This window comes from Synechococcus sp. CCY 0621, from assembly GCF_019038465.1.
GTDB lineage: Bacteria > Cyanobacteriota > Cyanobacteriia > PCC-6307 > Cyanobiaceae > Cyanobium.
On record NZ_JAFKRH010000014.1, the window covers coordinates 252,876 to 276,193 of the forward strand.

The window sequence follows — 23,318 nt, forward strand, 5'->3', positions numbered from 1 at the left end:
GGTTCAGGCTCTCCAGACATAGAGCAGCACGAACAGGATGATCCAGATCACATCCACGAAGTGCCAGAACAGGGATGTGGCGATGACGCCTTCTTCGCCACCGTCGTAGTTGCCGGGGACGAAGGATTTGGCCAGCATCAGGCCCATCAGCAGGATGCCGGTGAGCACATGCAGGCCATGGAAGCCGGTGAGCAGATAGAAGGTGCCACCGAAGGTGCCCGAGGTGAAGCCGAACGTGAGGCCGCTCCACTCCACCGCCTGGCCATAGAGGAAGTAGGCCCCCATGGCCATGGTCAGCAGCCAGAAGCCCCGGAACAGCCAGATCTTCCCCTTGCCTTTGAAATACTCAGCCACCACCATCGTGAACGAGCTGGACACCAGCACCACCGTGTTGATCAGCGGCATGCGCCATTCGAGGCCGTCCACGCCGGCGGGCAGCCAGTCGAGGGCGGAGAGGCGCAGCAGGGCGTAGCCACTGAAGAACGCCAGGAAGATGACGCTCTCGGAGCACAGAAAAATGATGAAGCCGGTGAGGGTGTGGTTGGCGTGCTGGCCCTCGCCGTGGGCTGCGGACGGGCTGGTGGGGGGGATGGGGGTGCTGCTCATCGGATGGCCTCCTGAAGGGAGAGCGCGCGCTCGATCTCGGCCTGGTGCTCCACCAGCGGTTCGCCGCTGCCATAGCCGTAGGGGCGGCTGATCACGGTGGGAACGTGCTCGCCGAAGTTGTCTTCCGCCGGGGGTGAGGGCAGCAGCCACTCCAGGCCGATGGCATTCCAGGGGTTGTGCGGTGCCTTTGGACCACGGGCCCAGGAGCTGATCATGTTGAGCAGGAAGGGAATGATCGACACCCCCAGCAGGAAGCCCCCGAGGCTGGCCAGCACGTTCCAGAAGGCGAACTCCGGGTCGTAGGAGGAGACACGGCGGGGCATGCCCATCAGGCCCATCGGATGCATGGGCAGGAAGCTGAGATTGGCGCCAATGAAGGTGAGCAGAAAATGCAGCTTGCCGAGGCCCTCGTAGGGCATCCGGCCCGTGTACTTGGGAAACCAGTGGTAGATGGCGGCGAAGACGCCCATGACGGCCGCGCCATAGATCACGTAGTGGAAGTGGCCCACCACGAAGTAGGTGTTGCTGACGTGGATGTCAATCGGTACGGTGGCCAGCATGATGCCGGTGATGCCGGCAAAGACGAAGTTGAACAGGCCGCCGAGGCAGAACAGCATCGGGGTGGTGAGCCGGATCTTGCCTCCCCACATCGTGCCCAGCCAGGCGAACACCTTCACCCCGGTGGGCACGGCGATCAGCATCGTGGTGACCATGAACAGGTTGCGCATCCACTGGGTGACGCCACTGGGGAACATGTGGTGCACCCAGACGATCAGACCGAGGCCAACGATGATGAAGGACGCCAGGCACACGTAGACGTAGCCAAAGAGGGGCTTGCGAGAATAAACGGGGAACAGCTCCGAGAAGATGCCGAACACCGGCAGGATGATCACATACACCGCCGGATGGGAATAGAACCAGAAGAAGTGCTGATAGAGCACCGGATCGCCGCCCCCTTCAGGCCTGTAGAACGAGGTGCCGACGCTCAGATCCAGCAGCAGCATCACGGCGCCGCCGGTGAGGGCGGGCAGGCCGATCAGCTGCAGGGTCTGGGCGGCCAGGGCGGTCCAGCAGAACACGGGCATGCGGAAGAAGCCCATGCCCGGAGCCCGCATGCGCAGGATCGTGGTGACGAAGTTCACCGCCCCCATGATCGAGGAGACGCCGGAGAGGGCCACGGCCAGCACCCAGAGGAACTCGCCGTTGATCAGGTGGCCGAGGGGGTTCTGGAGACTCACCGGCGGGTACGACCACCAGCCGGAGGTGGCCGGGCCGCTGGGCACGAAGAAACTGGCGATCAGCAGGATGCCGAACACCGGCACCAGCCAGAAGGCGGCGGTGTTGAGCCGGGGGAAGGCCATGTCGGGGGCGCCGATCATGGTGGGGATCAACAGGTTGTTGAGCCCGTTGAGCACCGGAAAGATGAACAGGAACAGCATGATCGTTCCGTGCATCGTGTAGAGGCCGTTGTACACGGTCCGATCCACCAAGTCGGAAGCGGGTGTGATCAGCTCGCCTCGGATGATCATGGCCAGCAGGCCACCCACCAGGAAGAAGAAGAAGGCCACCACGATGTACTGGATGCCGATCACCTTGGCATCGGTGCTGAAGCCGAAGTAGCGCCGCCAGGAGGCGGGTGGTTCGGGGGAGAGGGCGGTACTGGTCATGGCCTCAGGCGTCGTGGGGAAGGGAACTGGAACCGGGAACGTTGACCTGGGGCGGGGGAGCCGGCACCACCGTGGGCCAGCCCCCACGGGGGTTCGTCTGGCGCTCGGTGTATTCGGCAGCGGCGACGCTGAGGCCGCTCTGCAGGGGGGCGGCGGCGGCCTGCTTCAGCCAGAGGCCATGGTCTTCGGCGGTCTCGACCACCACATCGGCCTGGTTGGCGGCGAACCAGGTGCCGCTGAACTGGGAGTCGCGCAGGCGGTAGCGGCCCAGGCGGGTGGGGGTCAGGCTGAAATCGATCGCCCGGCCAGGGATCACATCCTGCTTGAGCCGGAAGGCCGGGATGAAGAAGCCGTGCAGCACGTCTTCAGAGACCAGCCGGAACGTGATCGGCCGGTTCAGCTCCAGGTGCAGCTCCGTGCTGGAGACGTGCTGGCTGGGATAGCGGAATTCCCATGACCATTGCCGGGCGACCACCTCCACCTGCTCCGCTGGCAGCCGGTCGCCGGGGTACCCCCCCTGCTGCTCCTGGGGACTGCGCAGATGGATGTGCTCCATCGGCCCCAGCACCCCCAGTTCGGTGTTGATCTGGATGGCGTACCAGGCGATGGCCATCACCAGCACGAGGGGGATGGCGGTCCAGATCACCTCAAGGCGGGTGTTGCCCTCGATCGGCTCAGCGTCGCTTTCGTCGTACTTCTCGGCCCGGTGCACGAGCATCACCCAGCCCATCACCGAGATCACCCCCAGAAACACGAAGGTGCCGATGCCGGTTTCGAAGCTGAACAGGCCATCCACCAGCGGGGCGGCATTGGAGGCCTGCACCGGCAGCCACTGGTAGGACTCGCCTGCCATCCAATAACTGATCAGGGCCAGCAGGCCGATCCAGATGGCCAGGGCTGCCAGGGCGATAGGGCCAGGGCGGCGTGGGGTGGAGGAGGTCATGGGGAGGGGCCCTAAGGAAGGGCGGTGCGGAGGTTGGCTCCGCTGGCCAGGAGTTGGTCGGCGGTGATGTGGACGCCGAATTCGGCGGCCAGTTCGGCACCGAGGGTGCCGTGCAGGCCGATCACCAGGAACAGGCCGAGCCCCACCAGCAGATAGAGCCACTGCACCTGGCGGCCCATGTCCCGACGCCAGAGAAAGCGCTGGTAACCGCGCCAGACCGTCATGGCGATGATCGCCACCAGGATCGCCACCCCGCCGACGCCATGCCAGAGCATGGTTTCCATGCTCTGCAGGCCGATGCTGCTGGTGACGCCGGGCAGCGGCACCGCCAGCAGCATCTCGAAGAAGCCGGCCGCCACGGTGAAGAAGCTGACGACGGCGCAGGCCAGCAGGTTGTACCAGCCCACATCGTGGAAACCGGCCCGGGTGATCGGCAGGGCCAGGAAACGGAACACCCGCTTTTCAATCGGGTAAAGGGCGCCGACGATGTCGAAGGCGATGGCGATCACGAACAGGCCGATCGTGAAATGAACCAGATTCGGATGGATTGGCAGGCTGTAGGGCAGGTCGTTGGGGCCCAGCCAGTCACCCAGCTGCTGGATCGGAGCCTCGGCCGGAAGGATGGAGGAGGCCATCAGATCAGTCCGGCCCGGCCGGCGGCCACCACCGGCACGGTGTGCAGGCCGTACACCCAGATCAGCTGGTTGCCCAGGGTGACCTGCACCACCACCAGTGCGGCCAGCACCCCACCGGCGGCCAGGAAGGGCAGCGGCAGCGTCTCGGGGTCGCGGTTGCGCAGCACATAGCGCCAGCCGGTGAGCACCGAGAGGATGCCGGCCAGGGACCAGCCCAGGGTGCTGTGCAGGTTGAGGATTGCGCGCGAGGCGCCATAGGGATCGGCCAGGCCCGCCTCCACCTGGCCGAAGATGATCGCCACGAAGATGGCCCCAGTGGCGAACAGCAGGTTCCAGAAGCTGACTTCAAACAGATTCGGCCGCCGCAGCACAACACCGATCAGATCGAAGACCACGCTGATGACAGCCATGGCGATGACGAAGTGGACCACGATCGGATGGAGGGTGTCCATCCAGGGCAGGTTGTGATCATTGAGGGCTGGCAGCAGTTGCTGCATCGGGCACCGGCCGGGGAGTGCTCCTTCACCATGGCCAGCGCCCGGCAGCTGTCCTGGGTCTGTGACCTTTTGCTACAGCACTGTGGCGATACCCCGACCTGACGCGGGCAACCCGTCAGGCGATGGTCCCCGCATCCGGGCGGAACAGCGCTCCCAGACCGTGAGATTGTCCCTACCTTTCAGACATCGTGAGCGGCGCATCGATGCCAAAGGAACACTTCTTCCTTGAGCTTCAGCCGAGCAACGCCGTGATGAAGAGCTGGCCCCACGTGGTGATCGTGGGAGGAGGCTTTGCCGGTCTGAAAGCGGCCCACCGGCTGGCCGGCCAGCCGGTGCGCGTCACCCTGGTGGATAAGCGGAATTTCAACCTTTTTCAGCCCCTGCTCTATCAGGTGGCCTCCGGCCTGGTGTCCGAGGGCGACGTGGCGACGCCCCTGCGGCTGCTGCTGGCCAAGGCGGCCAATGTGCAGGTGCTGCTCGGTGAGGTGGTCGACCTCGATGCCGCTGCCCGGGAGGTGGTCTTCAATGACCGCCGCCTGCGCTACGACAGCCTGATCCTGGCCACGGGCTCTGGCAGCACCTACTTCGGCCACGAGGAGTGGCGGGAACTGGCGCCGCCGATGAAGATCCTCGAGCACGCCGACGAGATCCGGCGCCGGGTGCTGACGGCCCTGGAGGAGGCCGAGCAGACACCGGATCCGGAACGCTGTCGCTTCCTGCAGTCGGTGGTGGTGGTCGGCGGTGGCCCCTCCGGCTGCGAGCTGGCTGGATCGATCAACGAGCTGATGCGCCACGCGGCAGCACGCGACTTCCGCCAGCTGGATCCCGAACTCTGTCGGGTGCTGCTCGTGGATCCCGGCGATCGCTTGTTGCGGGCCATGGATCCGTCGCTGTCCAAAGCGGCCGCCGACTACCTGCGCTCCCGTGGCGTCGAACTGGTGCTGGGCGGTCGGGTGCAGAGCATCGAGGCGGGCCGGCTCACCGTGGCCTTCAAGGCACCGGCGCCGGGGACTCCCAGCGAGCGGGTGCTGGAGGGGGCCACCATCTGCTGGAGCGCCGGGGTGCGCGCCTCCCATCTCGGCAAACTGCTGGCGGAGCGCACCGGTTGCACGGTCGATCGCGGTGGGCGGGTGGTGGTCGAGCCCGATTTCTCGATTGCCGGCCATCCCGAGATCCGGGTGGTGGGCGACCTCTGCTCCTATGCCCACACGGTCGATGGCAAGCCCCTGCCGGGCATGGCCGGACCGGCGGTGCAGATGGGGGGCTGGGTGGCCCTGGATCTGCTGGCCCAGCTGGGGGAGCAGCGGCAGGCCCCCTTCCGCTGGTTCGATTTCGGCAGCATGGCGGTGATCGGTCCCCTCTGCGCCGTGGCTGACCTGCGGGGCCTCAAGTTCACCGGGCCGCTGGGCTGGCTGCTCTGGGGCCTGGCCCACCTGGCCTTCATGCCCGCCAACGAGAACCGTCTCACTCTGCTGACCAAGTGGCTATGGATGATCGCTGGCCAGCGGCGGGCCAGCCTGCTGATCACCGGCCGGACCGATCAGCACATGGGTGTGGAGGTGGGCCTGGAGCGGGCGGAACGGGCGGAGGACTCCGCTCCCGAAGCCGTGGAGCAGCCGGCGGCGGCCTGAAGGTTCAGAGGCCGGGGCTGCTGTGCATCAGGCCCCCATCGGCGAAAATCGTGGTGGCGGTGATGTAGCTGGCGGCGTCGCTGGCCAGGAAGCCCACCACCTTGGCGATCTCCTCCGGCTGGGCCATGCGGCCCATCGGGATGGCGGCGTTGAGCTTGGCCAGCAGCTCGGGATTGTTCATCGTGGAATCGTTGATCGGCGTGGCCACGGCACCGGGGCCCACATTGACGATCGTGATGCCATGGGGCGCCAGCTCAAGGGCCGCGGTGCGGGTGAGCATGCGCACGCCGCCCTTGGCGCAGCAATAGGGGGTGTTGTCGGGCATCGGCCAGTCCTCGTGCACCGAGGAGATGTTGATGATGCGGCCGCCTCCGCCCTGGGCAATCATCTGCTTGGCGGCGAACTGGGTGGCGAAAAAGACGCCGCGCAGATTCACATCCAGCACCTTGTCGAAATTGTCCGGGGTGGTGGTGAGAATCGAGGTGCGGGTTTCGATGCCGGCGTTGTTGACCATCACATCGAGGCGGCCGTATTTCGCCACGGTGGCATCCACCAGACGTTGCAGGTCATCGAGCTTGCCCACATCGGCCTGAACACCGAAGCTGCAGCCTCCGTAGGTGCCGATTTCACGCTCCAGCTCTTCGGTGGCTTCGGGATGGGAGCGGTAATCGATCACCACCTTGGCGCCGAGTTCCGCCAGATACTCAACGATGGATTTTCCTATACCACTATTGCCACCGGTGACGATGGCGACCTTGCCTTGCAGCAGGGTGGAAAGGGCCTTGCCGGCCAGGGGGTTGGAGCTGCTCATCGGGTGGGGCCAGGAAAGGGATGTGGTGGGAAACTCACACGCTCATCCTAGTGACGACGATCGAACGGGCCCACGGGCTTGATAGCGCAACACCTGAACATTCCGCATCAGGAGGCGGAGCCATGGGCAGCGTCGTTGGCCCTCACGGTGAAGATCTTCAGGCTGCGATCATGGCATTGATGGCCGCTCAAGCAGCGCTCGGAGTGGTTGGCGCTGTTGCGAAACCCGTTCATGACGCCACAACATAGGGCGCCATCTCTAGTCTGTTCACTACGACTGTAGATCCAACCTCATGGGCGGCCGTCTGTTGCAAGACCCGGAGGGAAACGGGCAGGCCGCCACTTCGGTGGCGAAGGGCGCGGCCTTGCTGGTGGCAGCGTTCCTGGCGAACACACTCCAGAGTGCGTTCGCGCGGGCGGTGGGTGCCGACATGGACGCGTTGACGTTCACCTGGCTCACCTTTGTTCTGGCACTGGTCCTGCTGATTCCGGTGCTGGTTGTGCGCGGCGGTCGCGATCTGCCCACCGCTGTGTTGCCCCTGCATCTGCTCCGTGGCGGCATGGGCATGGGGGGCTTCCTGCTGTTCATGGCCGCCGCCAAGCTGGTGAATCTGGTCAATGCCAATGTCCTGCTGAATACGACGCCAATGTTCATACCGTTGCTGGCCTGGCTGGTTCTCAAGCAACGGATTCCTGCCAATCTCTGGAAGGCGTTGGCGGTGGGATTTGCCGGCATGGTGATTGTTGTGCAGCCCAATGCGAGCCTCCTTGACAAGCCCGGCGATCTGCTTGGCCTGGCGGCTGGATTCGTCTGCGCCATTGAGTTTCTAGCTGTGAAAGCGCTGGGCAGGAGCGAGTCTGCCTTTACCCAGCTTGCCTATTTTCTGGTGATCGGCAGCCTGACATCCAGTCTGATGATGGTGGGGCGTTTTCAGAGCATCACGGCGGATCAACTCCTGGTGGTACTGGCCTCGGCCATCTGCTTGCTCAGCTTCCAGTTGCTGTTGATCCGCGCCTACAGTTTTGCCGATCCAAGCACCATCGGAGCCTTTCAGTATTCGTCTGTGATCTTCGCTGGCTTGATCGGTTGGATCTGGTTTGCTCAGATTCCCAATCTTGGCGTGGTGGTGGGCACCGTGCTGATCTGCACCGGTGGCGTGCTCAGCCTGGTCTGGCAGAACCCGCCGCGACCGACCCCTGATTTGAGCGCCTGACGTCGCCACGGCCGGCGCTCTCCCTTTGACTGGCACCTTCACTCGGGCGAATGGCCGGCGATGACGTTGCCCCACATCGAAAGCATCGGCTTCACCAGTGCCGATGCCGAAGCCGGCGCCGCGTTCTTCGTCGAGGCCCTTGGCTTCCAACGGTGTGGCCAGGCCCGAATCGTGGATGGTGGCCCCTACGCCACCCTGGTGGGCCTGCCCGGTGCCCGCCTCAAGCTGCTGCGGCTGGCCATCGGCGCGGAGGTGCTGGAGCTCACTGAGGTGCTTGCGCTGGCCCCCGGAACCCGCCCTGGCCGGCCGGTCCCGGCCGATTCCCGCAGCAACGACTGTTGGTTTCAGCACGGCTGCCTGGTGGTGAACGACATGGCGGCAGCCCTGGCCCTGTTGCAGCCAGCCGTTGCGGCCGGGCGGATCACGCCGATCTCCACGGCGCCCCAGAGGCTGCCGGACTGGAACACGGCCGCCGCCGGCATCGAGGCCTACAAGTTCCGCGACCCGGAGGGCCATCCGCTGGAGCTGCTGCAGTTCCCGCCCGACAAGGGGGAGCCCCGCTGGCATGGGGAGGCGCCCGGGCCGCTGCTGGGCCTCGACCACAGCGCCATCGGCATCGCCGACACCGCCGCCAGCGCCCGGTTCTACCGCGAGCTCCTGGGCCTGGCCGCCGGGGGGGATGGCGTCAACAGCGGTTCGGAGCAGGATGGCCTCGATGGACTGGCGGGAACCCGGGTGCACATCACCGGCCACCGCTGCCCCTGCGGCGCCGGCGTCGAGTGCCTCGACTACCGCGAGCCCAGCGGTGGCCGGCCGATGCCGGCCGATCACGGTGCCCAGGACCTGGCCCACTGGCAGCTGCGCCTGCGGGTGGCCGATCTGGAGGCGATCGCCGCTCGGGCCGAGGCCCTCGGCGGCCGCCTGGTCTCCGGCGGGATCCTTGCGCTGGGGGATCAGGCCGAGTCGATCGGGGCTAAGACGGCCCTGCAACTGGCCGATCCGGATGGCCATCGGCTGCAACTGCTGCAGGACTGAGACCCACCACCAGCACCACGATCGAGCGGGGCCCCAGGGTGTAGGTGTCCCCTGCCAGCACCGGGTCGGTGTCGATGTCTTAGAGGATCGGGGACAGGGGCGTGGGTTGGCCGGTCTGGTCCCGGTGCTGCACCCAGTGGCGCAGGCTGTGGTGGATCAGGCGTCGCACCACCGGATGGTTGGTGTTGAAGGTGTTGCCGCAGCCGGTGACATCGATGTAGGTGCCATCGCCGTTCTGGAGGCAGTAATCGCCGTCGGCCAGTCCCCGGAAGCAGAAGGCCGGCCGCTCGGCATCTCCTTCGGCGGTGTGGTGGACCACCACATCCAGGATCACCTCGATGCCGGCGCGGTGAAGCGCCTTGACCAGGTCGCGGAACTCATTGATCACTGCCATGGGATCGCAGCTGCAGCCGTAGCCCGGATGGGGCGCGAAAAACGAAACCGGCTGCCAGGCCCCCTCCACCCGCCAGCCATCAAGCTGGCCCGGCCCGATCCCCTCGACCCGGACATGTCAGTAATCGCCGGTGCGATGCAGGCCGGGATCGAGGGCGGAACGATGCCGGGGCTCGGCGTCCTCGACGCACTCGAACAGGCACAGCTCCACCGCCGTCGCCCGCCAACCGCATGATGGCCAGGACCCCCGGTTTCGCCCGACCCCTCCGCGGCGCCGTCCGCCCACCCTGCTTACGGTGAGCCGGCGCGCCGTCCCGTCGTCCCGCCCGCCGATGGATTTCGAGATCGTCACCCTGCTCGTGCCCAGCGGCCCTTCCCTGGCGGCAGGCGTCGGCCTGCTGGTGCTGCGCCTGTTCGTGGGGCTGGCCTTCATCCGCCACGGCTGGCCGAAGCTGCGCAACCTCAAAACGTGGTCCACGGCGATGAAGACGCCGGAATGGCTCTGTTTTCTGTCGGCGGCCTCGATGTGGGGCGCCGGGATCGCCCTGATCCCCGGGCTGCTCACCCCCCTGGCGGCCCTGGCAATTCTGGTGTCGATGGCCTACGCCATGGTGCTGGAACTGGTGTCCGGTACCCCATTCATCGCTCCCGATCCTTACCAGATCCCCGCGGGGGACTACGCCGGACCGATGGGCGTCGGTGAACCGCCCAGCTGGGAGAAGGCGGCGATGTACGTGGTGATGTGCCTGGTGCTGATCACCTCCGGTGGTGGCCTTTTGTCCCTCGACAACCTGCTGATCGCCGACCTGCTGGGGGCGATGTTTTAAGCGGGCGGGTCGATCAAGACAAGGCCGGCAGGCGCGGGCAGGCCTCCACCAGGGTGCGGGTGATGGCGGCCCGGGGATGGCTCAGCAGCTCGGCACCGGCGCCCTCCTCCACGACCCGGCCGCCGTCGAGGACGAGCACCCGGTGGCAGAAGCCGCCGGCCACCGAGAGGTCGTGGGTGATGAACAGCAGGCCGAGGCCGAGCTGCTCCTGCAGGCGGCGCAGCAGGGCCAGCACCTCGGCCTGCACCTCGGCGTCCAGCATGCTGACGCTCTCGTCGCAGAGCAGCACCTGGGGCTCCAGGATCAGGGCGCGGGCGATCGCCACCCGCTGCTGCTGACCGCCCGAGAGCTGGCGGGGCAGGCGGCCTTCGAAGGATTCGGGTGGATCCAGCCCCACCAGGGCCAGCTGCTGCCGGGCGCGGCGGCGGGCCTCCGGGCGGCTGGCCAGCCCATGGATCAGCAGGGGGTCGGCCACCGCCTCCCCCACCGTCATCTGGGGGTTGAGGCAGGCCAGGGGGTCCTGGAAGACCATCTGCAGGCGGCGCCGTGCCCGCCGCAGGGAGCGGCCCCGCAGCTGGCGCAGATCGACCCCCTGGAGCCGCACCGCCCCGCCCCGCACCGGCGCCAGTCCCATCAGGGCGCGGCAGAGGCTGCTCTTGCCGCAGCCCGAGGCCCCCACCAGGCCGATGGTTTCGCCCTCGTGCAAGGTGAGGCTGACCCCATCCACCGCCTTGATCCAGCGCGGTTGCCAGGGCACCGAGGGCAGGGGGTGCCAGCTGCGCAGTTCCTCCACCTCCAGCAGCACCGGCGCGGCGGCGGGGGCCTCGCTGTGGCCGCCCTCCCTCAGCCGGGCGGCCCCCACCAGCCGTTGGGCCAGCGGTGAGGCGGGTGTCGTGAGCAACTGGTGGCTGGGGGCCTCCTCCACCAGACGCCCCTGGTCGAGCACGGCGATGCGGTCGCACCAGCGGCCGGCCATGGCCAGGTCGTGGCTGATCAGCAGCAGGGCGCTGCCGGTTTCGGTGCAGAGATCACTGAGCTGGGCCATCACCTGGCCGGCCACGGCCACATCCAGGCTGGTGGTGGGTTCATCGGCGATCACCAGGGGCGGCTGCAGGGCCAGGGCCAGGGCGATGGCCAGGCGCTGGCGCATGCCGCCGCTGAATTCATGGGGAAAGCTGCCGTAGCGCTCCGGGTCGATGCCCACCCGGGCCAGCAGCTCCCGGGCCCGTTGGCGGCCCCCGCCGCGGTGGGCGGCCAGGGTGTCCCGCAGGTGCTCGCCGATGGTGAGCAACGGGTTGAGCCGGGTCATCGGGTCCTGGAACACCAGGCCCACCGCTTCGCCCCGCAGCCGGCGCAGGGCGGCGCGCCGGAGCTGGCGGGGGTCCTGACCGGTCAGCAGCAGCTCCCCCTCGCAGCTGCTGCCGGGGGGCAGCAGCTGCAGCACGGCACGGGCGACGGTGCTCTTGCCGCAGCCCGAGGGCCCCACCAGGGCCAGACGCTCGCCCGCCGAGAGGGTCAGGTCGAGGCCATCGAGGGTGGGCCGTTCACTGCCGGGGTAACGCACCTGCAGGGCGCCGATCCGCAGCACTGGCGCCGGCGGGATGGACGGGGCTCTGGGGGCCATGGACGGGTCCGACGGCGACCAGTCTGGATGGCCGAATGCGCAAATCCCCTGGTTCGTGACGATTGCCCCATACCATGGGAGAACCCTGAAGGGTGTGATGCTGAGAGTGGCGCCGGATCCAGGTTCCCCTCCGGTGGCCTACGCCTCGGTTCCAGCTTCTGATGGGGATGGGACACCGGAGGCTTCGGTGCTCGCCCCAGTGGCTCCCGCACCCCAGGCTCCTGAACTCTCCGAGCGCAGCTACGGCGTCTCGCTGCCGGCCTGGCTGCGCCAGAGCCTGCAGCAACGGCAGCCCGCCGGCGACGACGCGTCGCGCCCCGTCGATCCAGAGGCCCTTGTGGCCACGGCCTTCGACTTCGCCTACCAGCTCCACGACGGCCAGTTCCGGGCCAGCGGAGAGCCTTACATCGTCCATCCGATCGCCGTCGCCGGCCTGCTGCGCGACATCGGCGCCAGTGCGGCGGTGATCGCCGCCGGCTTCCTCCACGACGTCGTGGAGGACACCCAGGTCACCCCCGAGGAGATCGAGGCCCGCTTCGGTGAGGAGGTGCGCGCCCTGGTGGAGGGGGTCACCAAGCTGGGGGGCATCCATTTCACCAACCGCACCGAAGCCCAGGCGGAGAACCTGCGGCGCATGTTCCTGGCCATGGCCAGCGACATCCGGGTGGTGCTGGTCAAGCTGGCCGACCGGCTGCACAACATCCGCACCCTCGGCGCCCTCAAGCCCGAGAAGCAGCAGCGCATCGCCCGGGAAACCCGCGACATCTACGCCCCCCTGGCCAACCGCCTGGGCATCGGCCGCTTCAAGTGGGAGCTGGAGGATCTGGCCTTCAAGGTGCTGGAGCCCGAGTCCTATCGGGATGTGCAGCAGCAGGTCGCCACCAAGCGCAGCGAACGGGAGGAGCGGCTGGGGGCCACGGTGCAGCTGCTGCGCGACCGGTTGGTGGCGGCGGGTCTGCAGGACTGCGAGGTGAGCGGCCGGCCTAAGCACCTCTACGGCATCTGGAGCAAGATGCAGCGCCAGCAGAAGGCCTTCCACGAGATCTACGACGTGGCGGCCCTGCGGATTCTCTGCCCGAGCGTGGAGAGCTGTTACCGGGCCCTGGCCGTGGTGCACGACATCTTCCGGCCGATCCCCGGCCGCTTCAAGGACTACATCGGGCTGCCCAAGCCCAACGGCTACCAGTCGCTGCACACGGCGGTGATCGGCCGGCACCGGCCGATCGAGGTCCAGATCCGCACCACCGACATGCACCAGGTGGCGGAGTACGGCATCGCCGCCCACTGGAAGTACAAGGAGGGGGGCTCTCCGGCGGCCGGCGACACCGAGCGCTTCAACTGGCTGCGGCAGCTGGTCGACTGGCAGAAGGACGACGGCGGCGAGGACAGCAGCGACTTCCTGGCCTCGATCAAGGAGGACCTCTTCGATGAGGAGGTGTTCGTGTTCACCCCCAAGGGGGATGTGGTGGGTCTGCGCAAGGGGTCCACCGCCGTCGACTTCGCCTTCCGCATCCACTCGGAGGTGGGCAACCACTGCCAGGGCGTGCGCATCAACGACCGCCTCTGTCCCCTGGCCACCCCGCTCCAGAACGGCGACTTCGTGCAGGTGATCACCACCAAGAACGCCCATCCAAGCCTCGACTGGCTCAACTTCGTGGCCACCCCCACGGCCCGCAACCGCATCCGGGGCTGGTACAAGCGCAGCCACCGCGACGACAACATCCAGCGGGGCACGGAGATGCTCGAGCGGGAGCTGGGTCGCGACGGCTTCGACGCCCTGCTGAACGGGGAGGCGATCGCCCGGGTGGCGAAGCGCTGCAACCTGGTGGGCACCGAGGATCTGCTGGCTGCCCTGGGCTTCGGCGGCGTCACCCTGCAGCAGGTGCTGAATCGCCTGCGGGAAGAGGTGCGCCTCAGCACCGCCGCCGCCGCCCCCACGCCCACCAATGAAGAGGTGGCGGCCGGGGTGGCGGCAGCCCAGCCGCGCCATGCGCCCCACGGGCACCCTTCGACCAGCCCGATCCTGGGGCTCGAAGGACTCGAGTACCGCCTGGGCGGCTGTTGCAGCCCCCTGCCCGGCGAGGCGATCGTGGGCACCGTGGCCCTGGGCAACCACGGCATCACCATCCACCGCCAGGACTGCGCCAACGTGCCCCAGGTGCCGGTGGAGCGGCGGCTGCCGGTGCGCTGGAACCCGCTCGGGGAGGCCCAGCAGCGGCGCTACCCGGTGCGGTTGCGCATCGAGGTGCTCGATCGGGTGGGGGTGCTCAAGGACATCCTGATGCGCCTCTCCGACCACCGCATCAACGTCAGCGATGCCCGGGTTCGCACCAGCGCCGGCAGGCCGGCCCGCATCGACCTGCGGGTCGAGCTGCTCAGCGCCGCCCAGCTGCGCACCACCATGGACCAGATCCGTTCGATGGCCGACGTGCTCGACCTCTGCCGCACCGGCATCGGCTGAACCGGCAGGCGGTTGCCGTCGGTTCCTGGCCTGGGTTTCACTTCATGATCAGCACATCCACCCCGGGGGAGCGGCCGCGCACCATCACGCCCACGTCGTGGTCACTGCGGTGGAACTGCAGGTTGATCTCCTCGTCTCCCAGCCGCAGCCCGTTGATGTCCAGCATATTCAGCCCCCTCGGCAGGCAGGGATTGTGCAGGCGCACCTGCACCCGGCTGCTGCCGTGCTCCCGCTCGATCGCCATCCCCGTGACCGCCTCCAGCAGACCGAACACACTGGCACTGGCCCAGGCCTGGGGACTGCAGGCCACCGGGTAGAAGGTGGGTCCCTCCTCCTCTCGGCGCGGGAAGCCGCAGAACAGTTCCGGCAACTGGAACATCGGCACCGCACTGGCGGTCTCGAACAGGCCTGTGAGGATCTGCAGGGCCTCGGAGCGGTGGCCATACCGGGCCAGACCCATGCCGATCAGGGCGTTGTCATGGGGCCAGACGGAACCGTTGTGGTAGCTCATCGGGTTGTAGCGGCACTCCCGTTCGTCCAGGGTGCGCACGCCCCAGCCGTTGAAACTGGTGGGTGCCATCAGCTGCCGGGCGATGGCCGCCGCCGCCTCAGTGGTGGCGATGCCGGTCCAGAGGCAGTGACCGGCATTCGACGTCCGCACCTGGCAGGGCTGGCCTTCGCCATCGAGGGCCAGGGCATAGGAATCGATCGAGGGCGTCCAGAAGGCCTGGTGGAAGCGGTGGCGCAAGGCGGAGGCCTCCTCCAGCAGACCCTCGGCCTCTGTGGGCCGTCCCAGGCGGTGAAGAATCGAAGCGAGCGAGCGGCGGGCGCCGTAGGCGTAGGCCTGCACTTCGCAGAGGGCGATGGAGCCTTCGGCCAATCGACCATCGGCGTGGTGGATGGAGTCGTCGGAATCCTTCCATCCCTGATTGCGCAGGCCGTTCTCGGCCACCCGCAGGTAGCGGAGAAAGCCATCGAAGCTGCCGGCTTCGGCCCTGTGAATCCAGGCCATCGCCGCCTCCAGCTCTGGCAGCAGGCCGGCGACAAAATCCTGATCGTCACTGCGGCAGAGATAGTCGCCCGCCAGCATCAGAAACAGGGGCGTGGAGTCGACGGCGCCGTAATACCTCGAAAACGGCACTTCTCCGAGCGCCGCCATCTCCCCCAGCCGTGATTCGTGCAGGATCTTGCCGGGCTCTTCGTCGTGGGCGGGATCGTTGATCACCGCCTGGCGACTGGCCAGGTAGCCCAGCACGCCCCGCGCCAGCCGTGGTTCCACCATCAGCATCTGGCGCGCCGTGATCAGCCCGTCACGGCCGAAGGGACAGCTGAACCAGGGCACCCCGGCATAGGGGTAGAGGCCATCCTCCACCTGGCTGGCCAGCAGATGCACGTCGGAGAAGGAGCGCATCAGCCAGCTGTTGAAGGCCGGGTTGTCGCTGATCACCGAGGCGGCGCTGCGCCGGGCCTCGCGGAAGCGCTGGATCGTGGCGGCCATGGCGGCGTTGTAGTGATCCTCCGCGCCTAGTGGCGCTGAACCAGGGTGGAAGTCCAAGACCAGGAAGAGCCGCCGGGTCTGCCTGGGTTCCAGGGTCAGCTGCAGGCTGATGTGCTCCTCGCTCACGTCCTCCACGGGATCGCTCAGGCGCAGCACTGTCGCCCGATCCTCCCCGTCCAGCCCCCGGTAGATCAGCTCGAGGGTGCCATCGACGCCACGGCGCACCGTGCGGCCCCGCTCCGACCGGGTATAGCCCCTCACCTCAAAGATGTCGCGGAAGTCCGCATCAAGGCGCAGGGTCAGCGGCATCACAACGGGCTGGTCCCCATAGCTGGTGAAGCAGAACTGCTGCAGACAGGCGGTGGCGGTCAGGACCGTGTTGCGCTCCAGGTGGATCGTCATGGCCGCCGAGCCCTCGGCACCGCCATCGTTGTTGCTGAGATGGCTCACCAGCACCCCCACCGCGCCGAGCTCGGTGGAGCTCAGCACCAGGGGTGGTCGTCCCCACAGCAACAGCTGCAGCCGGCTGACGTGGCGCGTGCCGCGGTGGAAGATGCCGGCCTCGTGCTGGAGGTCCGGGCAGATCTCGCCACGGGAATCCAGGATCGCGAAGGTTTCCTCGTTCTTGAGAACGAAGGGAGGCAGCGGATCAGGCATACACCGGAGTCCGGTGGGCGGGGCTCTGGCAGCGACGGGCCTGGATCAGGTGCCGGTAGAGGTGCTCGTAGTCCTCGGCTTGGCGCGTGACCGAGAAGCAGACCTCAAAGTGGCTGCGGATCCGCGATCGATCCAGCTGCTCCAGCCGGCCGACTGCAGCGATGGCCTCCTCGATCGAGTCCACCAGGTAGCCGTTGACCCCCTGACGGATGACCTCCGGGGTCGAGCCGTTGCGCCAGGCGATCACCGGGGTGCCGCAGGCGTTGGCCTCGATCATCACAAGGCCGAACGGTTCGGGCCAGTCGATCGGAAACAGCAGGGCAAGCGCATGGCCGAGCAGATCCTGCTTGCCGGCGTCATCCACTTCGCCAACGAATTCCACCAGCGGGTTGTTTTTCAGCAACGGCTCGATGTGATCATGGAAGTAGGGGGTATCCACCGGATCGATCTTGGCGGCCACTTTCAACGGCAGGCCCACGGCCGTGGCGATCGCGATGGCACGATCCAGCCGCTTTTCCGGTGAGATGCGGCCGATGAAGGCCAGGTAGGGCCTGGGTGTGGCTTGGTAGCGATAGAGGTCGTTGGGCAGCCCGTGGTAGACGTTGCCGAGCCAGTTGGCCCCGGGCACGGGCTGGCGCTGGGTTTCGGAGATCGAGACCAGAGGCACCTGATGGAAGTGGGTGTACAGCAGCTTCTGCTCGGGCGCATGCAGGGGGCCGTGCAGGGTATTCAGATGGGGAATGCCCAGCAGGTTGGAAAGGGGAAAATGGGAGTGGCCGTTATGAAAATGGAGGATGTCGAAGTTGTCGAGCTGCTCAACGACGCGGTCGAGCTGGATCGCATTGTGCACGCTGGCGTCAGACACCTGCCCGCTGAGACGCAGAGCCTGGGGGACACAGGCGCAGAGCTTGGCGCTGGTCAGGGAGTCGCCACTGGCAAACAACACCACTTCATGGCCACGGCGCACCAATTCTTCCGTGAGATAGTGAACGACCCGTTCTGTTCCTCCATAGCCGACGGGCGGAACCCTCTCGTGAAGGGTGGAAATCTGCGCGATTCTCATCTCTTCACCTTCCTGCTTCAGATTCTTCTCTCGTTACAACCCTATCCAGAAATCCAAGGCTGAAAGCCTGCACAGCAGATTTGCTGCAGGACGGCGGGATTGCGTCAGGTGTGCTGGTGGAGTAGGCAATCAAGCTTCCAAGCCGTACAACGGCGACCCCAAGGTGTGACACTGGGGCGATGATTCTGTTTCGGGTTGATGACCCTGCCAATGTCATGGTGGTGGAGATCTCCATGTCTATGGTGTTGGGACATCCCAGCAAGCCTCAGATCCTTCGGGCAAGCACGCCGAACTGGAGGAATCTGGAGAGCGCAAAACTGCACCGAATTGGTCCATTGAATCCATCCATTGAGGCCAGACTTCACCGCTTGCGGCCAAGCAAATCCTGCTGCTGAATTCCACTGATCCAGTGGTGTTCTCTGCTGATGATGTCGCCACGTTGGCCGACTGGATTGGTGTTCCATCGGCACTTGACGGGGTTCGGAGTTCTGGTTGAGGGACTGTGGGTGCCCTGCGTCACTCGCCCACACGACTTGTTGGCCTGCCATCGGGATGGCCGTCCCACCCCTCGCCACCGCACCGGCTCCGGGGACCTCCTGCTCCCTAGGGTCTCTTTTGATGGCTGTCACCCCCAACCCCCTGCTGGGCCTGCCCTTCGAGGCTGCCATCGAGGCCCTCGGGCCCGAGTACTGGGATGTGGTGGAGGCGGCGGCGTTTCCGCTCACGCGCCTGCGGTTCCGCAACGACCCCCTGCTCCACCAGCTGGGCCTGGATCCGGCCGCCATCCGCGACGCCGATCTGGAGGAGGCCTACGGGCGGTTCGAGGGCCGCGCGCCTTTGCTGGCGCTCCGTTACCACGGCTATCAGTTCGGCACCTACAACCCCCTGCTGGGAGACGGCCGCGGCTTCCTCTACGGCCAGCTGCGGGATCGCCACGGCCAGCTGCAGGACCTGGGCAGCAAAGGCTCAGGCACCACCCCCTGGAGCCGGGGCGGTGATGGCCGCCTCACCCTCAAGGGAGGCGTGCGGGAGGTGATCGCCAGTGAGGCCCTGCATCGCCTTGGCGTCAGCACCAGCCGCACCCTGACGTTGATCGAAACCGGCGAAGATCTCTGGCGCGGTGACGAGCCCTCCCCCACCCGTAGTGCGGTGATGGTGCGGCTGGCCCGCACCCACCTGCGCTTCGGCACCTGCGAGCGGTTGCAGTTTCGGCGCCAGCCGGCCCAGCTGGAGCGGCTGCTGCGCCATGTGGTGGCCACCCACTATTCCCATTTGCAGGCCATCCACAGCAGTGGCGACCAGCTGCTGCTGGCCTTCTACGGCGAGCTGGTGCAGCGGGTGGCGCGGCTGGCGGCCGAATGGATGGCGGCGGGCTTCACCCACGGGGTGCTCAACACCGACAACATGTCGCTGGCCGGCGAGAGCTTCGACTACGGCCCCTTCGCCTTCCTCGAGGCCTGGGATCCGGGCTTCACCGCCGCTTATTTCGACCGCGACGGCCTCTACGCCTACGGCCGCCAGCCGCTCGTCTGCGAGCACAACCTGCGGCTGCTGCAGGAGCCCCTGGCGATGCTGCTGCCCCGGCGGCCGCTGGAGGCGGCGCTGGAGGCGTTCGACCCTGTCTACGACGCCCACTACCGCCGCCAGATGCGCCGTCGCCTCGGTTTCGACGCCGGGTTGGTGCCCGCCGAGACCCTGGCCGACCTCCCCGATCCGGTGCCCCCCACGGTGCGGCTGCTGGCCGGCTGGCCCGTGGCCTATGGCCGTTTCTTCGCCGCCCTGGCGGAGCGCGTCCGGGTGGGCGGGTTGCCGGCCACGGCCGACGACCTGGCGCCTTTCGTGGCCGAGGCCCCGGCGCCGCCACGGGCCGAATGGCTGGACTGGCGGGACGCCTGGTGGCGCTGGAGTCATGCCGCGCGCCCTGACCCCGCCAGCACCGCTGAGGCCGCCATCAGCACTTGCCTGCAGCGCTGGAACCCGCCGGAAACGCCGATCCGGCCGGTGATCGAGCGGATCTGGGCCGCCATCGATGAACGGGACGACTGGACACCGCTGCAGCAGTGGCTGGCCCAGACGGTGTGATCGGTGCGGGTCCGCCGACGGGGGAGACGGCCCGTGTCAGGGGCTACAGCCCACCGGGGCGGCGTCTTCTACAACACCGCGAAGCCCAGGCTTTCCCCATCGCAGCGATGCCATGACCTCCGAACAGGCTGCCCAGCTCATCGACAACACGCTCGATCTGGTGCATCAGCGCCTGCTGGATCTGGAGTCGCAATCGCTCGACCACGAGCACCGGGCCCTGGCGGCGGAGTTCCGCGAATGGCGCCAGCCTGCCGGAGGCCATATCGACCTGATGGTGTTTCCGGGGCTGGCTGAGTCCTGAGCTCCAGGCCAGCGACACGTCAGACCAATGGCGACGGTGCGGGGTGCCAGATCCCCAGCGGGTCGGTGGCCAGGGGCGACGGTGTCTCACTGACGCTGCCTGGCATCCACCCCGCCAGTGGCGACGTCTCCAGGCTGGGTAGGACATCCATTCCGCTTCCCTCGTGGAGGTCCATCGAGCTGGTCGGAGAGGGGTCGTCGTTGGTGGCGAGTGCAGGCCCCGCTCCGATGATGGGATCCACCTCCAAGGCCTTGGCCCGTGATCCCGCAGCACTGGGCGTGGTGCTGAAGGCCAGCTGATCCACGTAGAGGGTGTTGCGGAACTGTGCCTTGCTGGTGCTGTTCGTATCGATCGCCCGCACCAGCACCGTGCCGTTCAGCGGGCTGGCGAAGGCATAGGAGAAGCGGCTCTCGGTGGTGTTCGACACGGTGAAGGCCGTGGTCCACTGACTGCCGTTATTGGTGGAGAACTGGATGCTGAAGTTGTCGTTAACCGTATTGGCGGTTCGAGAGCCTTCGAAAACCAGGGATCTGGCATTGATCAGATTGTCGAACGTCCACTGATAGGCATTGAGGTCGCTGGCGACCTGGCCTCTCTTCAGGGAGATGCTGCCTTCGGTGATCGCCAGCCGTTGATCGTCGCTGCCATGGATGTCGGTGAGGGATCCACTGACGACGGGGGCGGTGATGTAGGCCTGGGCCGTTAGTGCGCCCCTGCTGGCGGTGTACAGCGTCGGGCTGGCGGCCACGTCATTGTCCAGGTTCTGCGCCGCCACGGGGGTGGTCTGCAGCTGGTTGAAGGCGGGATCGGTGCTGCTGGTGGTCAGGGTGATCCCGTAGTTCACGGTGCCGTCCACCACCCCGTCATCCACACCCCGGATGGTGACGGTCTGCGGCGTCGACCAGTTGCTGGCGCTGAACACCAGGCGTGTGGTGAGGGGCAGGCCCTCGGCCGTGTTGGTGCTGGCCAGGTTGACGATCACGTCCTGCAGTGGGGCACGCGAGAGGCTCACCTGGAAGCTGGCGGTGGCGCCGCTTTCGCTGGTCGACAGGGTGCCGGTGGGTTGCACCACCAGCGCCGCGGCTGGGGGCGTCACCGTGGTGGTGGTGGTGGTCGTTGTTGTCGTGGTCGTGGTTGTGGTGACCTGCTGGACGCTGCCGGAGAGCATGTACTGCCCGAGGCTGCCGTAGTCGGTGGAGCCGGAGGGGGTGATGGCGAGGGGGTTTCCGGAGCCGACGCCGTCGATGCCGAGGAAGTAAGTGCCAGCCTCAAGATTGATGGAGAAGCTGGCGGTGGTGAGATCGGCGGGGTTGAAGGTCTGCAGGAGGGAGCCGTTGGCCCGATAGAGGCTGGCGGCGATGTCGAGATTGGGGCCCAGGGCGGCGAGGTACTGGGTGATGGTGCTGCCGCCGCTGCCGATGTAGGCCCTGGCGGCGTTGACGATGTCGAAGCTCACCAGACCGGCGCCTGTGTCGAAGCGGAACAGGTCGATGTCGGTGTTCCGTTCGATGACCCCGAAGCTGCTGAAGCTGATGCCGGTGAGGGCCGTGGCGGTGGCGAAGCTGCTGCCGTGGTCGTCGGCGGCGTAGGAGAAACCGTTGCTGCCGGTGATGACGGCCAGGTCGTCCTGGGTGTTGTTGGCGCCGGCGTAGTCGCCTTTGCTCCACTGGGTGAGATTTTCGTCGTCGCCCAGCCAGGGAGCGCCCATGAGGGTGCCCCAGCTGGTGGGCCCGGTGCCGCCATGGCCGGCGTAGTACTCGGTGCCGCTGGAGCCGTCATGGGTGAGGCCGAGGCTGTGGCCCACCTCGTGGGAGGCGGTGGCGGCGGCGGTGTAACTGCCCCGGTTGAAGACCAGGGCGACGTCATCAGTGCTCCAGTTGAAGCTGTTGTAGTAGGCGGTACCGCCGCCACCGGCATTGGTGATGGCCCTGCCGGTGAGCAGGTTGAGGTTGCTGGTGAAGGCAACGCGGATGCCCCAGCGGTCGTCGCCGCTGCCGGACTTGCTGAGGTTGGCGCTGCCCGGGTCCTGGGTGGTGACGTTGATGTTGAAGGGGGCGAAATCTTCCGCCACCTGCTGCCAGATGCGCTGGATCTCTGTCAGGGCGGCGGAGTCGAAGGAGGAGTAGAAGGAGCCGAGGCTGAGGGCGCCACCGTTTTCCCAGGGTGTGGAGCTGATGCTGAAACCATCGAAGTCGAGGAAGATCGTCTTGGTGGCCAGGGGATTGCTGTGGAGCTGGAAGGTCTGGCTCAGATCCACCGAGCCGGCCAGGGTGACCAGTCCGCCGAGGACGATGGGGGCCTGAGCGGTGCCGCCCGAGCTGGCCGGGTCGGTGTCGATGGCGAGCTGGCTGCAGTCCTTGCAGAGGCAGCAGCTATCCCCTGAGGCGGTTGCCGTGGCAGCAACGTTGGCGAAGGAATCGCCCAGCACCTGATGGCTGCTCAGGGCGACGCTCGTGGAGGATTCGATGCGGGCGCTGGATTGGAAAAGGGGGCCTTGAGCCTTCGGAGCCAGCACGCTGTCGGCGATGGCGCCTCCGCTGGTCGATCCACCTGGGGAAGGGAGGGCCGTCGTCGTCGCAAGCCCCCACATCGGGAGGGCGAGCAGGTTGCCGCTCCCCTGGGATGGCGTGTTGCCGCGACTCGGAACGAAAGAATCGGACGAGCGCCTTGCTTGACCAGACCAATCGGGAAAGAGATAGGCACCGACCAGGGAGTTCGTCAGATTGGATGGGGCAGTCAAGACCACTTTGCGATGGAAAATTGAGGCTCAGCGGACCCCGCGAGAAGCTTTCACCCTTGCCAGCCCAAGTATCCAGAAGGACATCAAAGTCACGGGATCTAGAACACTTGCGAGTTGGTCTTTCCTCGGGTTTAGTTCAGGGGCTGGGGAGCCCAGTCACGCCCGAGGAGATCATCGATCAATCCGATCATCTGCGCCTTTGATTTCGCGACAACTTGCCGGGAGAAGCTGTTGTCTACCGGTGAATGTTGGATGAGACTTTGGTAGGCGAATGTGCGGCTCTATTCATGAAGCTGTATGAAGCCCCCTGCTCGAAGCAGCCGCTTGAGTCCTGCAGATGGGCCCTAAGGCTTCGCCCTGGGAAGATTGAGGCCCTGTTGGGAGGGAAGCACCATGCCGTAAAACGCAATGCCCGCAAGCCTTGCGGATCTTGCGCGGATGCGATAGGTGCCAAACGGCGGCTTGTCTCCGTTGGCTTAGGGCAAGCCGAGTGATCAGGTGGTGGAGCGTTAAGTCTCAACCGGCCTGATGGGGCTTGGAGCACGGCACCTTCGCCTGCAGCGAAACCCAGGCCTGCCGCTACAGGATCAAGATCACGGCCGATGTGGTGCTCGCTGGCCTGGAGCAGGCGCTG

Annotated in this window: 18 protein-coding genes; 7 read left to right on the top strand and 11 right to left on the bottom strand. The window is 66.7% G+C overall.

What is annotated here, in order from left to right; all coding sequences use genetic code 11:
• Positions 1–3: 3 nt before the first annotated feature.
• Genes KUG43_RS05065 through KUG43_RS05085 form a run of 5 tightly spaced genes read right to left on the bottom strand, consistent with a single transcriptional unit; the run spans position 4 to position 4,348 of the window.
• Positions 4–606, bottom strand: a complete 603-nt coding sequence (locus tag KUG43_RS05065) for a cytochrome c oxidase subunit 3 (RefSeq protein WP_216906734.1) — start codon at positions 604–606, stop codon at positions 4–6.
• Complete coding sequence (locus KUG43_RS05070; RefSeq protein ID WP_216906736.1) at positions 603–2,273, bottom strand: cytochrome c oxidase subunit I; 1,671 nt, start codon at positions 2,271–2,273, stop codon at positions 603–605. Before KUG43_RS05070 ends, KUG43_RS05065 begins: the two co-directional genes overlap by 4 nt.
• Positions 2,274–2,277: 4 nt before the next feature.
• Entirely contained in the window at positions 2,278–3,216 is a 939-nt protein-coding gene (locus KUG43_RS05075; protein ID WP_216906738.1) for a cytochrome c oxidase subunit II, read from the bottom strand.
• Between the two features lie 11 nt (positions 3,217–3,227).
• The gene (locus KUG43_RS05080) at positions 3,228–3,851 is read right to left on the bottom strand and encodes a DUF2231 domain-containing protein (protein WP_216906740.1); all 624 of its coding nucleotides are present in this window, start codon (positions 3,849–3,851) and stop codon (positions 3,228–3,230) included.
• Positions 3,851–4,348: a DUF2231 domain-containing protein gene (locus KUG43_RS05085; protein ID WP_015110318.1), complete on the bottom strand. Its 498-nt coding sequence runs from the start codon at positions 4,346–4,348 to the stop codon at positions 3,851–3,853. The genes KUG43_RS05080 and KUG43_RS05085 overlap by 1 nt, the downstream gene beginning before the upstream one ends.
• A 203-nt stretch (positions 4,349–4,551) precedes the next feature.
• On the opposite strand from KUG43_RS05085, the gene KUG43_RS05090 reads away from it, so the two are divergent.
• A complete protein-coding gene (locus tag KUG43_RS05090) occupies positions 4,552–5,979 on the top strand; it encodes an NAD(P)/FAD-dependent oxidoreductase (protein WP_216906741.1) in 1,428 nt (475 codons plus the stop codon).
• 4 nt (positions 5,980–5,983) lie between these two features.
• On the opposite strand, the gene KUG43_RS05095 is transcribed toward KUG43_RS05090, so the two are convergent.
• On the bottom strand, positions 5,984–6,790 hold the full coding sequence (locus KUG43_RS05095) for an SDR family NAD(P)-dependent oxidoreductase (RefSeq protein WP_216906743.1): 807 nt from the start codon (positions 6,788–6,790) through the stop codon (positions 5,984–5,986).
• Between the two features lie 292 nt (positions 6,791–7,082).
• Here KUG43_RS05095 and KUG43_RS05100 point away from each other — a divergent pair, with 292 nt between their 5' ends.
• Both KUG43_RS05100 and KUG43_RS05105 read left to right on the top strand, forming a co-directional pair.
• Positions 7,083–8,003 (top strand): DMT family transporter, encoded by a 921-nt coding sequence (locus KUG43_RS05100; protein WP_216906745.1) that lies wholly within the window; start codon positions 7,083–7,085, stop codon positions 8,001–8,003.
• A gap of 60 nt (positions 8,004–8,063) precedes the next feature.
• The gene (locus KUG43_RS05105) at positions 8,064–9,038 is read left to right on the top strand and encodes a VOC family protein (protein ID WP_216906747.1); all 975 of its coding nucleotides are present in this window, start codon (positions 8,064–8,066) and stop codon (positions 9,036–9,038) included.
• A 79-nt stretch (positions 9,039–9,117) separates the two neighbouring features.
• On the opposite strand, the gene KUG43_RS05110 is transcribed toward KUG43_RS05105, so the two are convergent.
• Positions 9,118–9,432, bottom strand: coding sequence for an alpha-amylase family protein (locus KUG43_RS05110; RefSeq protein ID WP_216906749.1), 315 nt, complete (start codon positions 9,430–9,432; stop codon positions 9,118–9,120).
• A gap of 331 nt (positions 9,433–9,763) precedes the next feature.
• Between KUG43_RS05110 and KUG43_RS05115 the strand changes: the two genes are divergently transcribed.
• Entirely contained in the window at positions 9,764–10,258 is a 495-nt protein-coding gene (locus tag KUG43_RS05115; protein WP_216906751.1) for a DoxX family protein, read from the top strand.
• A gap of 13 nt (positions 10,259–10,271) precedes the next feature.
• Here the strand turns inward: KUG43_RS05115 and KUG43_RS05120 are convergent, their stop codons facing one another.
• Positions 10,272–11,882 carry an ABC transporter ATP-binding protein gene (locus KUG43_RS05120; protein WP_216906753.1) on the bottom strand — a complete coding sequence of 537 codons (1,611 nt, stop codon included), beginning with the start codon at positions 11,880–11,882 and terminating at the stop codon, positions 10,272–10,274.
• Between the two features lie 97 nt (positions 11,883–11,979).
• Here KUG43_RS05120 and KUG43_RS05125 point away from each other — a divergent pair, with 97 nt between their 5' ends.
• Positions 11,980–14,343, top strand: coding sequence for a RelA/SpoT family protein (locus tag KUG43_RS05125; protein ID WP_216906755.1), 2,364 nt, complete (start codon positions 11,980–11,982; stop codon positions 14,341–14,343).
• A 37-nt stretch (positions 14,344–14,380) separates the two neighbouring features.
• Here the strand turns inward: KUG43_RS05125 and KUG43_RS05130 are convergent, their stop codons facing one another.
• Both KUG43_RS05130 and KUG43_RS05135 read right to left on the bottom strand, forming a co-directional pair.
• Positions 14,381–16,498, bottom strand: a complete 2,118-nt coding sequence (locus KUG43_RS05130; protein WP_216906757.1) for an amylo-alpha-1,6-glucosidase — start codon at positions 16,496–16,498, stop codon at positions 14,381–14,383.
• The gene (locus tag KUG43_RS05135; protein WP_216906759.1) at positions 16,491–17,561 is read right to left on the bottom strand and encodes a glycosyltransferase family 4 protein; all 1,071 of its coding nucleotides are present in this window, start codon (positions 17,559–17,561) and stop codon (positions 16,491–16,493) included. The genes KUG43_RS05130 and KUG43_RS05135 overlap by 8 nt, the downstream gene beginning before the upstream one ends.
• A gap of 618 nt (positions 17,562–18,179) precedes the next feature.
• On the opposite strand from KUG43_RS05135, the gene KUG43_RS05140 reads away from it, so the two are divergent.
• Together KUG43_RS05140 and KUG43_RS05145 are read left to right on the top strand one after the other, a co-directional pair.
• On the top strand, positions 18,180–19,643 hold the full coding sequence (locus KUG43_RS05140; protein ID WP_216906761.1) for a protein adenylyltransferase SelO: 1,464 nt from the start codon (positions 18,180–18,182) through the stop codon (positions 19,641–19,643).
• A 112-nt stretch (positions 19,644–19,755) separates the two neighbouring features.
• Positions 19,756–19,944 carry a hypothetical protein gene (locus KUG43_RS05145; RefSeq protein ID WP_216906763.1) on the top strand — a complete coding sequence of 63 codons (189 nt, stop codon included), beginning with the start codon at positions 19,756–19,758 and terminating at the stop codon, positions 19,942–19,944.
• A gap of 19 nt (positions 19,945–19,963) precedes the next feature.
• Here KUG43_RS05145 and KUG43_RS05150 read toward each other — a convergent pair whose 3' ends face one another.
• A complete protein-coding gene (locus KUG43_RS05150; RefSeq protein ID WP_216906765.1) occupies positions 19,964–22,534 on the bottom strand; it encodes a zinc-dependent metalloprotease family protein in 2,571 nt (856 codons plus the stop codon).
• Between the last annotated feature and the right edge of the window lie 784 nt (positions 22,535–23,318).

Bases quoted from the DNA above. Each gene is read 5' to 3' on its own strand.
- KUG43_RS05100 (WP_216906745.1), top strand. From the start codon at position 7,083: ATGGGCGGCCGTCTGTTGCAAGACCCGGAGGGAAACGGGCAGGCCGCC.
- KUG43_RS05065 (WP_216906734.1), bottom strand. From the start codon at position 606: ATGAGCAGCACCCCCATCCCCCCCACCAGCCCGTCCGCAGCCCACGGC.
- KUG43_RS05075 (WP_216906738.1), bottom strand. From the start codon at position 3,216: ATGACCTCCTCCACCCCACGCCGCCCTGGCCCTATCGCCCTGGCAGCC.
- KUG43_RS05110 (WP_216906749.1), bottom strand. From the start codon at position 9,432: ATGGCAGTGATCAATGAGTTCCGCGACCTGGTCAAGGCGCTTCACCGC.
- KUG43_RS05085 (WP_015110318.1), bottom strand. From the start codon at position 4,348: ATGCAGCAACTGCTGCCAGCCCTCAATGATCACAACCTGCCCTGGATG.
- KUG43_RS05140 (WP_216906761.1), top strand. From the start codon at position 18,180: ATGGCTGTCACCCCCAACCCCCTGCTGGGCCTGCCCTTCGAGGCTGCC.
- KUG43_RS05120 (WP_216906753.1), bottom strand. From the start codon at position 11,882: ATGGCCCCCAGAGCCCCGTCCATCCCGCCGGCGCCAGTGCTGCGGATC.
- KUG43_RS05105 (WP_216906747.1), top strand. From the start codon at position 8,064: ATGACGTTGCCCCACATCGAAAGCATCGGCTTCACCAGTGCCGATGCC.
- KUG43_RS05125 (WP_216906755.1), top strand. From the start codon at position 11,980: ATGCTGAGAGTGGCGCCGGATCCAGGTTCCCCTCCGGTGGCCTACGCC.
- KUG43_RS05070 (WP_216906736.1), bottom strand. From the start codon at position 2,273: ATGACCAGTACCGCCCTCTCCCCCGAACCACCCGCCTCCTGGCGGCGC.
- KUG43_RS05150 (WP_216906765.1), bottom strand. From the start codon at position 22,534: ATGTGGGGGCTTGCGACGACGACGGCCCTCCCTTCCCCAGGTGGATCG.
- KUG43_RS05115 (WP_216906751.1), top strand. From the start codon at position 9,764: ATGGATTTCGAGATCGTCACCCTGCTCGTGCCCAGCGGCCCTTCCCTG.
- KUG43_RS05090 (WP_216906741.1), top strand. From the start codon at position 4,552: ATGCCAAAGGAACACTTCTTCCTTGAGCTTCAGCCGAGCAACGCCGTG.
- KUG43_RS05130 (WP_216906757.1), bottom strand. From the start codon at position 16,498: ATGCCTGATCCGCTGCCTCCCTTCGTTCTCAAGAACGAGGAAACCTTC.
- KUG43_RS05080 (WP_216906740.1), bottom strand. From the start codon at position 3,851: ATGGCCTCCTCCATCCTTCCGGCCGAGGCTCCGATCCAGCAGCTGGGT.
- KUG43_RS05135 (WP_216906759.1), bottom strand. From the start codon at position 17,561: ATGAGAATCGCGCAGATTTCCACCCTTCACGAGAGGGTTCCGCCCGTC.
- KUG43_RS05145 (WP_216906763.1), top strand. From the start codon at position 19,756: ATGACCTCCGAACAGGCTGCCCAGCTCATCGACAACACGCTCGATCTG.
- KUG43_RS05095 (WP_216906743.1), bottom strand. From the start codon at position 6,790: ATGAGCAGCTCCAACCCCCTGGCCGGCAAGGCCCTTTCCACCCTGCTG.